Raw genomic sequence first — 14,863 nt, forward strand, 5'->3', positions numbered from 1 at the left:
CTTGATCTCCTAAGCGTTAATGTAAATCAGACCCGGTAACGGGATCGCTGTTTGCTGTGATGCGGGATTTTTTACCAACACGCCGCGCAAGCCTGTTGCAGCCCCTGCTTCAACATGTAGGGTAACAAAGAAGTTATAAAACCCTTCTGTGCTTCCTGAGCCTCCCCCTACAGGTGTGCCATCGCTGTCAGTGACTTTGCTAATGTCAAAGATCACATTTGGATCGACACTGCCATCTGGTTTATATGCGACAATCGTTGCTTGATCGACATTTTGGCTTGGGCTGACATAACCCGCTTGCACAATGATGTTTTGGTACGAGGTATTTTTATTTAAGTACACAGGTAAAGACACAAACGGTGGGTTCGCGTTAACTGCGGTCATGGCATTAAATACCGACTGGCCAATGATCATCGAAGGATAGCCGTTGCTTTCTTCGGTTCTTGAGCTAACTGGGGGGAGGGGATTTTGCGGTTTGGTTCCATCTGGTTGTGGTACTGCTGTAGCGGCAATACCGACTTTGAAAGTATCTGCGATTTGGCCGGCATACTTAATTGGATGTGGTGTTTGACTTGGCCCATGTGCGCCGCCTTCTACCGTGGTGCCAATCGTAACGTCTTCTAGTGTATATCCAGCAGGAGCATGAAACTGCATATGTAAGATTTGGTCGTAGCTTTCCCCGTCTTCACCAGCTACTCTGCCACGAATAACGCTAAACCAATCGTCAACAGAGGTGCCCGATGGAAAGGTATAGTTACTAAAATCTGGTGCTTGTAAATAAAGGCCCAGTGGATTGGTCAGCATGGCCTTCACACCGATATTTTTAATCACTTGATTGACCTGTAATCCAATATGCGGATCACTGTTGCGATAGGGACGACCAAAACTTCCGGCACATACTAACTTTTGCATATTATACTGTTCGGGAGTTAAGTCGCGTAGCAAGGTTGCTTGCGATGCCAGCAATATTTCTGCACCAATAGTATTGGGTGGACTTGTCAAATGTACTGCGCCGCCTTTGGTGCCGTCGGCTACGGTGCCGGTGTTCCATTTGTTTAAAGGGTTATAGGCAGGCGCACCGGTGAGTGGATCAATTACCACGTTATTGTTGCTGTCTTTCAACTGTAAATCATCAACGGTAATGGTGGTGCCATTGTCTAGAAGTTGGTTGTACAGTTGGGCCACTTTTTGAGGAGACACTCGCCACAGGGTGTACCAATATTCCGGGTTTTCGCAAGTAAAGTTAATTTTGGTGATTTTGCCTTGCTCATTGCGAGTTACCGCCCATTCGCAGTATTCATCAAGCCAGCCGCGTGGACCATACGGATCATAACCCTTCCATGTACTTTGTGATTCTTCCCATGACATGTAGGGGCAAGTTTTAGAGGGAATTTTAAATGGTAAACCATCGTTACTGCTATCTTTTGGTGGTAGTTGGGGCGGATAATTTGCCAGCTCTACATCGCCAAAATCGGCAAGATGAAACACCTGATCGTCAGTCATCCCATAAGGGCTTTTTTCGGTGGCCGAAAAATACAACTTCAAACGATTAGGAAAGGCGGTCCAAAATACTGGCTCTACAATATGGGCCGAAAGTGGAAAGTTGACTTCTTTACGATTGACGTACCAGTCGCAGGGGGCTTGGTAATTTACTGTCCAAGGATTACTTACAATTGCTGCTTGGTTTGCAGCATCAAGCCCAATGTCCCAAAAAGTATCCATTTGCTGTTGCAGTGCAGGGTCATCGGTAAAGTCTTGCACATCTGCGGGGGTAGCGTAGCGATTTGAAAAATCAATGATATTGCTCATGATCGATTCCTTCTGTTGGTGCCAAATAAAAATCACAAACAATGTCACTGCAACGACTACATCCCAATTTCGTTAAGGTTTGTGGTTTTTATGTAATTTGAATGTGAAGTCTCGTAGTAAATTGCAGAAATGTCTATTACCAACGCTTACAGTTGCAATTAGGAAAAGAGCCAATTAAAATCACGCTGCTCTTGGGGGAGTAGCCTGCTTAAACAACCGCGTTGTTTAAGAAAACTTGTCAACATATTCGAACCACAGTTCGTGGCAAGTTTGTAAGTAGTAACTTATGGGCAAGACCTAAGACAAACATTCGCGCCATAAGCGGGACGCGGTTGTTTGTCTTTGGTTATGATTCCCGCTGAGAACCGTCACATGGAAACATTATTCACCTCAACTTTTGCTGTCGCTTTGGCAGAAATCGGCGATAAAACACAACTGCTCTCTTTGCTGTTAGCCGCACGCTTTAACAATAAAATCGCAATTATCTCAGGAATTTTACTGGCTACAGTCATTAATCACGCCTTGTCGGCGTGGTTTGGGGTGTCTTTAAGCCAGTTCGTTGATAGCCAGTGGCTACCATGGTTGGTTGGTGGCAGTTTTATCGCGGTTGGTTTATGGCTGTTGGTGCCAGATAAAGACGAAGAAGTGGCCTCAAAATACGATAGTTATGGGGCGTTTGCGGTATCAACCGTGCTGTTTTTTATTGCTGAAATTGGTGATAAAACGCAAATCGCGACCATCTTATTAGGCGCACAGTTTCAGTCTACCGTCATTGTGACTATTGGTACGACGCTAGGCATGTTATTGGCTAACATTCCGGTGATTTACTTTGGTGATAAGTTAATGAAAGCGCTACCACTGACGGCATCTCGGGTCGCAGCCGCGTTTCTTTTTGTTGTGTTGGGGATTGTTGCTACGCAGGTATAAAAGCGGGTTATAAAGCGCCAGCTAAATATTTGATTGGTTCATTGAAATATTGTTTACCCTTCAAAGCCTGTTCGATAGCGAACAGAGGGCTGTTCGATATCGAACAGCCCAGATAGCAATATCACGAGAAATTTCACTAATCCACTGATTATAAAGAACTTAGAGTTCTGGCATTAAAATTTCATTAAGTAATACACATGTTACTTAATGGATGTCATTAATGCAGATTGAACTGAAAAAGCAGAACCGCTCCACTGGCCGTAAGTTTGTTGTGTTGTTACTCGTTATACTCTGTGCTGGTTTACTCTATTTTTCTTTGCGTCCTGCAATCCCTAAGCTAGACGGTGCCGAGCTTAATACGGTGGTCGTGCAGCTGGGCGATCTGGATATCCACGTTCCCGTTTATGGTAATTATGCTTCCAAATATGAGCGATTGATCAGTGCGCCGGCCGCCGCTCAGGTAAGTGAAATTTACCTCAGAGCAGGAGCTTCGGTAGACCAAAAGACGGTGATCGCAAAACTGACTCTTTGCTCCGCTTTGATGAATTACCTGAGCTAAAAACCAAAGAGGTGCTTAGACGTATTCGGTCCCGCGCGAGTAAATTACTTAACTTTGTTAATGCATACACTAAGCTAAGCCAGTTGCCCGCGCCAACACCCTGCCGCTTTGATTTTGCTGAAGTATGTAATCAAGCTGCATTTGAACAGAATATAACACTGAGCTTTTACGGTGAGCAGTATTTATTGACCGATCCTATGTTGCTGGAATTGGTGACAATTAACTTATTAAAAAACGCCAAAGAGGCGACTCAAGAACAAATCCGTGTAGTCATTGATGTTAAGTTAAAAGGTAAAACTCAGTGCATTACCATTGAAGACAACGGGCCGGGTTTTGCAAATTTAGACAATGTGCTCACACCATTTTATACCACCAAAGAGCAAGGACAGGGGCTGGGTTTAGCGCTATGTCAGGATATTATCCGTCTTCACGGTGGCTGTTTGCATGTGGCAAATTCTCAGCAGGGGGCAAAAGTGGTGTTGGAAATTCCGTTACACAAAATGAGCAGAAAGTAGAATAATGTGATGACTCTCGCATTTAGCGCTGCTTAGAGTCATCAATTATTCAAAAGCTAGGCGTTAATTAATCTCAAAGATTATTTCGCTTGAAACTCTGGATGACCAGAGCGGTTAAGCATAAACGCGAATATATCGGCGTACTTTTTGGCTTTTTGTGAGACTGTGCCTCCACCTAATCCATGTCCACTTTTTGCATCTGCTCTAATGGCAATAACACCACCGCGTCCTTTTTCTGTGTAACGCGCAGCAAATTTACCAGAATGCCAAATAGATACGCGTTTATCATGTAAACCAACATCAAGCATTATATCTGGGTAGCGTTGTGCGTGATTGAGCTGTTCATAAGAGTCCATGGCCCACAGCGCTTCAAACCCAGCTTTGGTTCTAGGATCACCTATTTCAGAGATTTGATTTTCACCATTTTGAGCATGCAGTATTCGTAGTGGGTTTAAAATTGCCACTGTTACAACAGCATGGCTCAATATATCAGGCCTTTTCAAGACCGCTGGACCGATAAGAGTACCACCCATACTACCGCTATAGCCACCAATCATACCGGGTTTACTTCGGCCTGTTTTTACCAGATGCTCAGCGCAAGCGATTAAATCTGAGTGACCATTGGGTTTGTTTGGACCCTTACCGTCCACGTGCCAACTTTGGCCTTTCTCGCCGCCACCTCTTACATGGCAATCAATCCATATTGCACCTCGATTAAGAAAAGGAAACATGTTGGGATTGAACGTAGGTCGTAGTGAATACCCATAGCTGCCATATGCCCAAATGAGTGCCGGTACTGTTTTTCCTTCACTTTTAGCTGATTGGTAGATGGTGATAGGCACTTCTGTGCCATCTGCGCTGAGAGCGGATTCACGGCTAACTTTAAACCCTATCGGAGCTTCTACAGATGGGGTTGAGAATCTGTTGGCGACTACTTTTCCATTGTTTAGATAATAATAGCGACTTGCTTTTTTAGGACTTTCGAGAGCGAAAGAGGGATTGCTGGTTATAGGATCGATAGTTAGATCTGTTATTACTCCCTGCTCTGGCAACGTGATGGTAGCTATCTTATTATTTTTAAGTTCATACAGCCCCTCGACGCCATTTTCACTATATTTGACATATAGGTTGTTTTTAGAAGCGATAACAGTATGGATAAGTCGGTCTGTTTCTTTTATTAGCACTTCCGCGTCGTCAAAAGATTGAGAAACATTGAGATCCAGCTTCAGCAACTGTCCATTAGGTGCATTTTTTTGTGAAACCATATAGAGGTTTCCGTTTATCAATGAACTACTAATAACATGCTCCGGGTAGTCTGCGACTTGAACCCAATCGGTATCACTTGCTTTCTTGACTAGCTGTCGTTGATTCAGTCTTGCCGCACTAGAAGCGATAAGTTGCCACTCACTTTCAGAGTCAGCATACATAATTGCTCCCTCTGATGGCGCCAATTTAGGAGCTGATTTCGATTCAGCATTAGGGCCTACTTCAATTGTTAACTTTTTGCTAGGAAGATGGTAGCTTATGGACTGCAAGCCAATGAGTGAGTCATTCGGATCAATATAGCTCATTACCGTGGCGTAAAAGTTGTTTTCATCTACCCAAACCACAGGGAACTCTCCCCAAATATCAGGCAAAGAGTGGTCGAGCAATTTTCCAGACGCAACATCAAGAAAATACATTTTACCTATTTCAGTTCCATTTTGGGATACGTGAAACGCCAGTGTTTTTCCTTCAGGGGAAAGACTGAAGTTATGTATTGCGGCGATATTCTCTGGCTTTAACCTATAGTCATTGGGATCGACTAAGATGCGGTCCTCTTCCCCATCTTGAATATATAGTTTTGCGATATCATCCTGTGCTTTTTGAGTTAAGTGGAATGCACGGCCGTCAAACGTTATCAACGAATGGGTTACGTCACCTCGTGTTTTTTGGGTAAGTAACTCCTCATATAAAGCAGAATATCCGGGAAGGTTAGTTAATGTTGTATCTGTTTGAGTTGAGGCGTTTGACATCCATTTTCTTACCGTTTCTTCATCGTTTTCCATCCAACGATACGGATCGGAAATTTGTTTACCGAAAATGGTTTCATTGACCGGTTGTTTTTTTACTGTTGCCAGTGGGCTAAACGGATTTTCTGTTGGTGACTTTGTGCTGGTAGAGCAAGCGCTTGCAAGAATGACTGCAGCTATACTCAGTGAGATTCTTTTCATACTGATTATTATCTTTGTTAAGTTCCTTTTCTGGGTCTAAGATTATAATGGAGGGAGATAATTTAATCATCACAAAAATGTAAATTATGTAAGTGAGTTTTGGTATGCGAGCTGGAATGAAATAGCTCGCAGATTTGTTTTTTCTTTGTTACCACCACTTATACAAGCGGCATTTCTGCTGAGTTCTTAATCCATAACTAGAGACTGTAAATTGACCTACTTGGTTATCTCTGATTGGTTTAAATGTGTAAGTGTCTATGAGCACATCCATTGTACCGTTGGTATTTAGGACGTACTTTGAATTTAGTTTTGTACCGCCGACTTCAAACAAACTGATAAACTCGTTACCGACTAGAAACTGATCAATAACTACTCCATTATTTTCATCTACGGCATAATGTCCAAACTCTTCACTAATCGTGAGCAGAGAATAGTTGCGAACCGATTTCGATTGACCTTCACCATAAATAACAATCCAATCAGCTGCTTTTGCTGTTTTTTCTTTGATGTTTAATGACATTGGAAAGCTGTAAAGCACCTCACCCCTAGGTGTGTTGACCGAGCATTGTCCCTTATATAATCCTTGCCAACCAATAGGGGCAGAAGCCGAAGCTACAGAACTTAATGTGAGTGTAAATAGCGAAACAGCAATAGTTGATTTGATCATTGTACCTTCTCATGTTGTTTTTAATAAAGGTCCAATGTATCACTTTTGTTAATTTTATCAATTTTTTGTTGGTCTGAGTCTCGGTAGATGAATCTGTTCAGCGTTGTCACTTTGTTTACAGCAAAGGTTAAAAGACTCCTAGCTTATCCAATAATGCCGCTCCCCAAATAAGTGCTGCGACCAACAAGGTCAGCATAACTGCGGCAGAGGCCATATCTTTGGCTCTTCCTGAGAGGAGGTGGTGTTCGGTGCCAACTCGGTCTGTTAATGCTTCAATAGCTGAGTTGAGTAGCTCAACGATTAGTACCAAAATAAGGCTTCCAACGAGTAAAGCCCAATGATTGATATTTTGTGCTAGTAGCACAGAACAAGGCAGGCCAATTAGCAGTAACAACACTTCTTGGCGAAAGGCTGATTCTTCTTTGTAAGCCGCGGTGACCCCTTTGATAGAACATTTTGTTGCCTTAATGATTCTGGTCAGCCCTGTGCCATTTGGTTTCATTGAAGTTTGTTGAGAGTTGTCTGACATACCGCCTACCCTAATCGTCAGTTAAATTTAGCTAATTGGTTATTATACGGAGATTCGGCTATCTAACCAGTTAATTTAATAGGTAAAATTGTGAATTTTTTTATGAATATCTGCATATTTACCGATTCACAGATAGTGCTCAGATTTCTGCAATGAACAGCTCAACATCATGAAATATATGGTTATTATTTGCTCGTTTTGGTTTGTTGTTGTAACGGCATGTAATACGCTGTAATTTCCATTTAGACTTTTTTGTTCTAGTTTTTCTACATTATTTTTACTTTTTTAACCGCTGCACGTGTCTTTGCTAATCCCAAAATAGTAGTAAATAGCGCGGGTAAAGGTTGGAATTACCGAAACGAAGAAAACTTAATGCTAGAAAGAAATAAGCTGGTCATTTTCTCTTTGCTTGTTGCTGTATTGATGATCGCAAGCTTTTTGTTACTTGAAAGCCCTACCAATGAATTGGTTGTGAATTACTTTTCTAATCTGGCAGACGATCAATGGAAAAGTTTGATTATTTTCGCAGGTGCAGTTGTCGGCTTAGTTGCTGATATCGTGTTACCCATTCCATCAAGTGTTATTGCGACCTATACAGCAGCAAACCTCGGGTTTTTATCAAGCACTGCTGCAATATGGTTCGGTTTAACACTTGGCGCTACACTTGGTTATTTTATTGGTAACAAGTGCCAATACATTCCCTTTTTTAACTCGGTATCCAAGAAAGATATTTCTCGAGCTTCTAAGCTTTCTAGCTCCATGAGTAGCATGGTATTAATCACCATGCGTGGCGTGCCTGTGTTAGCAGAAACTTCTGTAATCGCGGCGGGAGTAGGGAATTTCCCGTTATCACGCTTTTTGTTGATTATCACGTTATCGAATCTTGGTATCGCAACAACTTACTCTTATATCGGCAGCAATTATTTACAGCAGAGTCCTCTGTGGGTTCTCATTCTTTCTAGTTTGGCTGCGCCAGCCCTATTTTATTGTTTTCGAGCAATCGTATTGGTAGTAACGGCCAGCATACCGCTTCATTTCCAAACTGCTTTAGTCCGCAGAAAAGCCACTTATGCAAGCGCAACGTCTGCTCCGTTGGAAGCCAAATTTTCGGTCCACTATGACTATAACGTAGTGTGTACAAACGATGCTTTTACCATTGATAACAAGATATTAAGCGAAGTCATTCAGCAGGCAGTGGGAAGTAGAGACTCACTAAAAATATTCTGTGTAATAGATAAAGGTGTGGCAGACAAACATACCGAGTTGTCATTAAAAGTTGAACAATACTTACATCAACGCCTTCGCGGTAGAGTAGAAGTGTTTTGTATGGAAGTTGCTGGTGGAGAGGTTTGTAAAACTCAGCAGCAAGTTGATACTGTCATTGCGCAAATGTTAGCGCATCAATTGGACAGACATAGCATGGTGATTGCTATCGGTGGTGGTGCGTTACTAGATATGGTGGGGTTTGCCTGTGCTATTTTCCATCGGGGGATTAAGCTGATCCGTATGCCATCGACGGTGTTGGCACAAAATGATGCCGGTATCGGCGTTAAAAATGGCATTAATGCCTTTGGCCACAAAAACTTTCTCGGTGCATTTTCAACGCCAGTGGCGGTGATCAATGATGCTGCGTTATTAAACACGCTAGAGCCAAGAGATAAACGAGCTGGGCTTGCAGAAGCGATTAAAGTCGCACTTATCAAAGACGCGGAGTTTTTTGATTGGCTTGAAGAAAACGTTGAACCACTAGCTGGCTTTTCAGAAAACCAGACTAACCAAGCAATTAGATGGTGTGCACAATGTCATTTACAGCATATTACTGAAGCTGGCGACCCGTTTGAAACCGGCTCTGGTAGACCTCTGGATTTTGGTCATTGGAGTGCACATAAACTAGAGTCGATGTCTCAATTTGCACTGCGTCACGGTGAAGCCGTTGCTATCGGTATTGCCCTAGATTCTCTGTACGCGAAGCTGTTAGGAAGTCTGACGGAAGCCCAATGTGACAGAATCCTCGAGTTGTTGCAGAAGTTAGGGTTTGAACTTTGGCATAACGTGATGGATAGCCTAGACAGCGACGGCATACCTACCTTTTTTCAGGGGCTTGAAGAGTTTCGCCAGCATTTAGGTGGTGAACTTTCTATTCCAGTGCTCACGGGTATCGGTCAGTACCAAAATGTTACTGAGATTGATCAACAACAGCTACTCAATGCTTGGTACTCGCTTGCAGATCTGAGCCTAAAAGAGGAGTGGAACAGATGACGCCGCCAACGCTCAGTGAGCCGTTAAACAAATTTCAGGCATTGTTAGTACTGGGACGAGTGTCTAACCTACCAACTGTTTGGACCAATGTATTGGCAGCCGCTGTCATCACTTCGCAGCTTTACGCGCTGCCAGTAAATTCACTCGTTTTATCACAGCTGTTACTGGCCATGTCATTATTGTATCTTGGCGGCATGTTTCTCAATGATGCAATTGATGCGCGTTGGGATCGCCAGCATCAGGTTGCAAGGCCTATTGTGCTCGGTGCAATTGGGCAAAATACGGTGTTTGCGCTGAGCTTACTGCAACTTACAGCTGGTGCGTTGGTGATTTTTCAGATTGAACTTACGCATAACAATAGTGCCTTGGTTTACGGTCATACGACGGCATTGGTAGCAGCGATTATTTTTTACAATTTGCTGCATAAAAAGCTTGCAGCCTCGCGCTTGTTGATGGGATTTTGCCGTGCAGGAATTTTTTTAGTCACAGCAGCGGTGATTACCGGTAAGGTCAGCGCTATTTTGCCTTTTGCATTGTTACTTGCGGGCTATATCAGTGGAATTACATTTCTTGCGCAATTTGAGCATTTAAGACAGCAACAGCAATTCTCGTGGTTTACGCTCGTACTGTTATTTTCTCCCGTTTTATTGTTTGCACTGCTACCTAAGTCGATATTTGCTGTACTTTCGACACTCACTTTACTTTTCCTAATTCTTCATAAGCTCCGCTGGCGAGTGATGTTTGATAGCGCTCACAATTATCGCCCACCGATAGGAGCATTACTCTCTCTTATTCCTCTTTTTGATGCCGTGCTGCTGGTAGCTCATGAACACTGGTTTGGTGCGATGTTTTGTGTCGCTGTTTACGTGTGTATACCAAGCTTGCAGAGGTGGGTTGCACCTAGCTAACTCGTTGATGAAGCAAAGCGGCTGTACATAGTTAAGCGAAGCGTTTTTTTATTGAAGGATACCGAATATGCACACACTTAAAGCGGAGCTACTAGAGCTGCGGCAATTGCTGACTGCCCAATTGGCTGGCCACATTCCTTCAAGTATTTGGTTATCAGAAGCTAGGCAGAGGTTGAATACCTCAGTTGAGGGAGATTCAAGCAAGTTAGTACTTGCTAATTTATGGGCGGACTTGAGCGCAGATGTGCCACACGTTGTGATGAATGGCGCTGCGGATGTGGAACGCCTGCCTTATGTCTCACAAAACAATTGGACAATAACAGAGTGGGTGCGATTTCAATTATTGGCTGAACTGCTGTTGATGGTTGCCAAACAGAAGCGTCAGGGGTTGTTCGAACAGTGCTTGCGCTATGGAGATGATAACGAAAAGCAGGCCTTGCTTAAGGGGTTAATGATGTTGGACACCAGCGGAGTCTGTAAAGACTTTGTGGTGCATTTGTGCCGAACTAACAACACCGATTTGTTTGCTTCCATCGCATTAAGAAATCCTTGGGCTGCAATGCATTTCACCGACCTTGAGTTCGAACAGTTGGTTTTAAAAGCACTGTTTTGCCATTTTGATTTACGTTTGATCAGTGGCCTAGAAATGCGCCATACACCTCGTTTGAGCCAATTGGCTTTTGATTACCTTTGCGAGCGTTTAGCTGCCAATAGAGACTTTCCTGAATCGATATTCTTGGTAGTCCACAAGCCGCACCTGAGCAGCGGGCAGTTAGCGCAGCTCGCCGCCTTACCTAATTCAATCCAAGATTCAATTACCTTATCAGAGAAGAGCTTATGAAATATTTTGACCCACATATTCACATGATTTCGCGCACCACTGACGACTATGAGCGTATGTATCAGGCCGGTATTGTTGGGGTGATTGAACCGGCATTCTGGCAAGGTCAACCGAGAACCAGCATCGGGACTTTCATCGACTACTTTGACTCATTAGTGGGGTGGGAGCGTTTTCGCGCAAGTCAATTTGGTATACGTCATTACTGTACGATGGGACTAAACCCCAAGGAAGCCAATGACAAATCGCTGGCAGATGAAGTGTTAGCAGTGTTGCCACGTTACCTGAAAAAGGAAGGTGTGGTAGCGGTTGGTGAAATCGGCTATGACGACATAACTGCGCAGGAACACGACGTGCTATGTCGTCAGTTAGAAATGGCAAAAAATCATCATTTACCGGTGCTAGTTCACACACCGCACAGAGACAAAATTGGTGGCACTAAGCGCACTATTGAAGCCATCCGTGAAGTGGGGATCGCCGAAGAGTTGGTGGTCATTGATCATCTTAATGAGTTGACATTGCCATTGGTGTTGGAAACCGATTGCTGGCGTGGCCACTCGGTATATCCCAATACCAAAATGTCAGAGAGTCGTATGGTGGCGTTACTACAGCAATATGGCACCGAGAAAATGATTGTTAATAGTGCTGCTGATTGGGGGAAAAGCGACCCATTAAAAGTCCCCAAAACTGGACAAGCGATGTTGGCAGCAGGTTTCACTGAGCAGCAAGTTGAAACCGTATTGTTCGATAACCCCATCGACTTTTTTGCGCAAAGCGGACGGATCAGTCGTGCTCAAGTATCAGCTTTGTTACCAATTGATCAGACTCAGCTTTTCGAAGAAAACTCGGCATTGAGAGGTCAAGAACCTGTGGTTGAGAATGGAGCCGCGTATGAGTGACAGTGCTTGGCTGTCCTCGGAGCTAGGCTATTGTACCAATGTGCATAGCGGTGAAACGCTTCAAGATATTAAACAGAACTTAGCGACTTACAGCGTAAGGGTGCGACAGCTACGTCACCTCGAGCAAATGGAAGTTGGCCTTTGGTTACCAGATCAAGCCGCTAAAACATTGCTCTGTGATAGCCAATTGACGGAATTTAAACGCGAGTTGGAGTCGCTTGGCTTGCAGATACGCTCGTTAAATGGTTTTCCTTACGGAGGTTTTCATCAACAGCAATTAGATGGCAAGTTACAACCAGTAAAGCGCGAAGTCTATCAGCCAGATTGGTGTGACGAAAGGCGTTTAATATACAGTAGTAACTTATTGCACATACTTAATGCGTTAATGCCTGACGACTGTGATTTTGCTTCGATCTCAACCTTGCCCTTAGGGGATAAGCAAAGCAGAACATGGGATCAACATGCGTTATTACACACTATTGAACAGCTCAAGCAATTGACCTTGCAGTGCGCCACGCTTCATAACCTTACAGGCAAACGGATCGTTTTTGCCATCGAGATGGAACCTGGGTGTGTGTTGGAACACAGTGACGAATTGCTACGCTTTTTTAAGTTATTGAAAAAGTACGATGAAAATGCACGTTATGTAACCGTTTGTCTCGATATTTGTCACCTTGCGGTAAGTGGCGAATCGCCTCATGAGGTTATTAGTAAGTTACAAAAAGCGGGAATTGAAATCAGCAAAGTTCAATTGTCTAACGCGATTGAACTAGAGTTGCAAAAAAACTGGCAAGTAAGCTTAGCCAGTGGTTTCGCAGCCCAAATGCAAGCCTCTCCGTGGTTACATCAAACCAGTGTGTTTCTGGATAAATTCAAACCGATTTCGGTCGCTGATTTTAGTTTGTTATTCACAGAACAAAGCGAAAGGCTTTGGCAACAGGTCGACAGAGCCACACATGCATTTGCCCGCGTTCATTGTCATGTCCCTTTGTTTGCTGAACACGTAGTAATTGCTGAAGGTGTTTCAAGTGGGACCACACAGACACAGTTAATTGAAGCGCTTCGGGCGTTAACAACACTTTCTGCCCAACAATCTTATAAGCCTATTTTAGAGATAGAGACCTACTCATGGTCATTGTTTCTTGAGCAGTTTGCTGGTGACCTTTGTCATGGAATCACCACGGAGTTGGCTTGGGTGGAGTTGCAATTAAAAGTGGCACAATTGAGCGATAGCCCAAATGACAGTGTTTTGGAGAGTCAGCCATGAATCTCAATAAACCGTTATTTGTGGTCAATGTTGTGGGTTTAACTCCTAGCTTGCTTGGAGAACATACCCCTAACATCAATAAGCTGATTAAATCAGGAACCATGACACCATTACAAAGTGTCTTCCCCGCGGTCACCACTACAGCCCAGGCATCAATGTTGACTGGGCTTGCGCCGGCGCAACATGGCATTGTTGGTAATGGTTGGTATTTTCGAGATATCGCAGAAGTTAAATTTTGGATGCAGCCAAATCAGTTGATCAAAGGTGAGAAAGTCTGGGATGTCTTGAAACGACACTACCCTGAATTTAAAGTATCGCAATTATTTTGGTGGTACAACATGTATGCTAATGTTGACTACTCCATTACGCCAAGACCACATTATCCAGCAGATGGGCGCAAAATTCCCGATTTATATTCCACGCCTAGCGGACTGCATCAGCAGCTAGAACAAGATATCGGCAAGTTTCCTTTTTTCAATTTTTGGGGACCTAAGTCTGATATCCGCTCCAGTTGCTGGATAGTTGATTGTGCCATCGCTCATTATCAGCGCAATCCATCACATTTACAGTTCGTGTATTTGCCGCATTTAGACTACAACCTACAGCGTCTAGGGATGGATGACCCAGCTATTTTCGATGATGTCAGAGCAATTGATTCACAGCTGGGTAAGCTCATTGATTTTGCTGATGAAAAGCATATTAGCTTAATGTTGGTGTCTGAATACGGTATTCATAGTGTTTCTGAAGACATAGCATTAAACCGCCTATTTCGTAAGCAGGGGTGGTTGTCAGTAAGAGAGTCGCTCGGAACTGAATTACTCGATGCCGGCGCTAGTGAAGCTTTTGCTGTCGCGGATCACCAAATTGCACATATTTACGTAAAGAACCCCAAAAAAGTCAGAGCGGTAGCGAAAATGCTACGAGAGGTTGCCGGTATAGAGCATGTGCTTGATAAGCAAGCTCAAGCTGAATGGGGCATCGCACATCCACGTAGCGGAGAGCTCATAGCAGTCGCTAAATCTGGTTATTGGTTCAGTTATTACTATTGGTTAGATGAAGGCCGCCGTCCTGATTTTGCAAATACTGTCGATATTCATCGCAAACCTGGGTATGACCCTGCCGAGTTATTTATTGACCCGCAAATTCGCTTTCCGGTTTTGAAGGTTATTTCACGTTTGATCCAAAAAAAGCTGGGACTTCGCATGTTAATGGATGTGATCCCAACCAATGGTGCCCAAGTCAAAGGCAGTCATGGGCGGTTACCAGATACGCCTGAACAAGGTCCTTTGTTAATAAGCTCAGAGCCAATACCCAAACATATCAAAGCATTAGAGTCAGGTTCTGGGTTACCCATGACTGCGATATTTGAATTGATATTGGCGCATTTCTCTGTACCTAAACCGGCGCATGATTTGACCTGCAAGCTCCACCAAACAGAAGTGAAACAGGTTGTTGAAGCGCAGTAGAGTAAGT

At 43.6% G+C, this 14,863-nt stretch carries 13 protein-coding genes and 1 riboswitch; of the genes, 9 read left to right on the forward strand and 4 right to left on the reverse strand.

Annotated features, from left to right (window positions below):
* Positions 1-9 precede the first annotated feature (9 nt).
* Positions 10-1,809 carry a hypothetical protein gene (locus ACSLBF_RS03690; protein WP_440055253.1) on the reverse strand — a complete coding sequence of 600 codons (1,800 nt, stop codon included), beginning with the start codon at positions 1,807-1,809 and terminating at the stop codon, positions 10-12.
* A 182-nt stretch (positions 1,810-1,991) separates the two neighbouring features.
* Positions 1,992-2,169, forward strand: a riboswitch (yybP-ykoY riboswitch).
* 12 nt (positions 2,170-2,181) lie between these two features.
* Here ACSLBF_RS03690 and ACSLBF_RS03695 point away from each other — a divergent pair.
* The 3 genes from ACSLBF_RS03695 to ACSLBF_RS03705 all read left to right on the forward strand — a co-directional run bounded on the left by ACSLBF_RS03695 (position 2,182) and on the right by ACSLBF_RS03705 (position 3,810).
* The gene (locus ACSLBF_RS03695) at positions 2,182-2,736 is read left to right on the forward strand and encodes a TMEM165/GDT1 family protein (RefSeq protein ID WP_440055254.1); all 555 of its coding nucleotides are present in this window, start codon (positions 2,182-2,184) and stop codon (positions 2,734-2,736) included.
* A gap of 220 nt (positions 2,737-2,956) precedes the next feature.
* Entirely contained in the window at positions 2,957-3,295 is a 339-nt protein-coding gene (locus tag ACSLBF_RS03700; protein WP_440055255.1) for a hypothetical protein, read from the forward strand.
* Positions 3,265-3,810: a sensor histidine kinase gene (locus ACSLBF_RS03705; protein WP_440055256.1), complete on the forward strand. Its 546-nt coding sequence runs from the start codon at positions 3,265-3,267 to the stop codon at positions 3,808-3,810. The genes ACSLBF_RS03700 and ACSLBF_RS03705 overlap by 31 nt, the downstream gene beginning before the upstream one ends.
* A gap of 80 nt (positions 3,811-3,890) precedes the next feature.
* On the opposite strand, the gene ACSLBF_RS03710 is transcribed toward ACSLBF_RS03705, so the two are convergent.
* From ACSLBF_RS03710 to ACSLBF_RS03720, 3 genes are all read right to left on the reverse strand, one after another.
* Positions 3,891-6,023 (reverse strand): prolyl oligopeptidase family serine peptidase, encoded by a 2,133-nt coding sequence (locus ACSLBF_RS03710; protein WP_440055257.1) that lies wholly within the window; start codon positions 6,021-6,023, stop codon positions 3,891-3,893.
* 148 nt (positions 6,024-6,171) lie between these two features.
* Positions 6,172-6,690, reverse strand: a complete 519-nt coding sequence (locus ACSLBF_RS03715; RefSeq protein ID WP_440055258.1) for a hypothetical protein — start codon at positions 6,688-6,690, stop codon at positions 6,172-6,174.
* Between the two features lie 127 nt (positions 6,691-6,817).
* On the reverse strand, positions 6,818-7,219 hold the full coding sequence (locus tag ACSLBF_RS03720; protein WP_440055259.1) for a diacylglycerol kinase: 402 nt from the start codon (positions 7,217-7,219) through the stop codon (positions 6,818-6,820).
* 372 nt (positions 7,220-7,591) lie between these two features.
* On the opposite strand from ACSLBF_RS03720, the gene ACSLBF_RS03725 reads away from it, so the two are divergent.
* From ACSLBF_RS03725 to ACSLBF_RS03750, 6 genes are all read left to right on the forward strand, one after another.
* Entirely contained in the window at positions 7,592-9,478 is a 1,887-nt protein-coding gene (locus ACSLBF_RS03725) for a 3-dehydroquinate synthase (RefSeq protein WP_440055260.1), read from the forward strand.
* Positions 9,475-10,386 carry a hypothetical protein gene (locus ACSLBF_RS03730; RefSeq protein WP_440055261.1) on the forward strand — a complete coding sequence of 304 codons (912 nt, stop codon included), beginning with the start codon at positions 9,475-9,477 and terminating at the stop codon, positions 10,384-10,386. Before ACSLBF_RS03725 ends, ACSLBF_RS03730 begins: the two co-directional genes overlap by 4 nt.
* A gap of 67 nt (positions 10,387-10,453) precedes the next feature.
* Positions 10,454-11,227 (forward strand): EboA domain-containing protein, encoded by a 774-nt coding sequence (locus ACSLBF_RS03735; RefSeq protein ID WP_440055262.1) that lies wholly within the window; start codon positions 10,454-10,456, stop codon positions 11,225-11,227.
* Positions 11,224-12,123, forward strand: coding sequence for a TatD family hydrolase (locus ACSLBF_RS03740; RefSeq protein ID WP_440055263.1), 900 nt, complete (start codon positions 11,224-11,226; stop codon positions 12,121-12,123). Before ACSLBF_RS03735 ends, ACSLBF_RS03740 begins: the two co-directional genes overlap by 4 nt.
* Positions 12,116-13,390 carry a metabolite traffic protein EboE gene (gene eboE, locus ACSLBF_RS03745; protein WP_440055264.1) on the forward strand — a complete coding sequence of 425 codons (1,275 nt, stop codon included), beginning with the start codon at positions 12,116-12,118 and terminating at the stop codon, positions 13,388-13,390. The genes ACSLBF_RS03740 and eboE overlap by 8 nt, the downstream gene beginning before the upstream one ends.
* A complete protein-coding gene (locus ACSLBF_RS03750; RefSeq protein WP_440055265.1) occupies positions 13,387-14,856 on the forward strand; it encodes an alkaline phosphatase family protein in 1,470 nt (489 codons plus the stop codon). The genes eboE and ACSLBF_RS03750 overlap by 4 nt, the downstream gene beginning before the upstream one ends.
* The last annotated feature ends 7 nt before the right edge of the window (positions 14,857-14,863 follow it).

This window comes from Pseudoalteromonas sp. T1lg65 (genome assembly GCF_051930985.1).
Taxonomy (GTDB): domain Bacteria; phylum Pseudomonadota; class Gammaproteobacteria; order Enterobacterales; family Alteromonadaceae; genus Pseudoalteromonas.

Coding starts and splice junctions, on each gene's coding strand:
- ACSLBF_RS03690 (WP_440055253.1), bottom strand. CDS start 1,809: ATGAGCAATATCATTGATTTTTCAAATCGCTACGCTACCCCCGCAGAT.
- ACSLBF_RS03695 (WP_440055254.1), top strand. CDS start 2,182: ATGGAAACATTATTCACCTCAACTTTTGCTGTCGCTTTGGCAGAAATC.
- ACSLBF_RS03700 (WP_440055255.1), top strand. CDS start 2,957: ATGCAGATTGAACTGAAAAAGCAGAACCGCTCCACTGGCCGTAAGTTT.
- ACSLBF_RS03710 (WP_440055257.1), bottom strand. CDS start 6,023: ATGAAAAGAATCTCACTGAGTATAGCTGCAGTCATTCTTGCAAGCGCT.
- ACSLBF_RS03715 (WP_440055258.1), bottom strand. CDS start 6,690: ATGATCAAATCAACTATTGCTGTTTCGCTATTTACACTCACATTAAGT.
- ACSLBF_RS03720 (WP_440055259.1), bottom strand. CDS start 7,219: ATGTCAGACAACTCTCAACAAACTTCAATGAAACCAAATGGCACAGGG.
- ACSLBF_RS03725 (WP_440055260.1), top strand. CDS start 7,592: ATGCTAGAAAGAAATAAGCTGGTCATTTTCTCTTTGCTTGTTGCTGTA.
- ACSLBF_RS03730 (WP_440055261.1), top strand. CDS start 9,475: ATGACGCCGCCAACGCTCAGTGAGCCGTTAAACAAATTTCAGGCATTG.
- ACSLBF_RS03735 (WP_440055262.1), top strand. CDS start 10,454: ATGCACACACTTAAAGCGGAGCTACTAGAGCTGCGGCAATTGCTGACT.
- ACSLBF_RS03740 (WP_440055263.1), top strand. CDS start 11,224: ATGAAATATTTTGACCCACATATTCACATGATTTCGCGCACCACTGAC.
- eboE (WP_440055264.1), top strand. CDS start 12,116: ATGAGTGACAGTGCTTGGCTGTCCTCGGAGCTAGGCTATTGTACCAAT.
- ACSLBF_RS03750 (WP_440055265.1), top strand. CDS start 13,387: ATGAATCTCAATAAACCGTTATTTGTGGTCAATGTTGTGGGTTTAACT.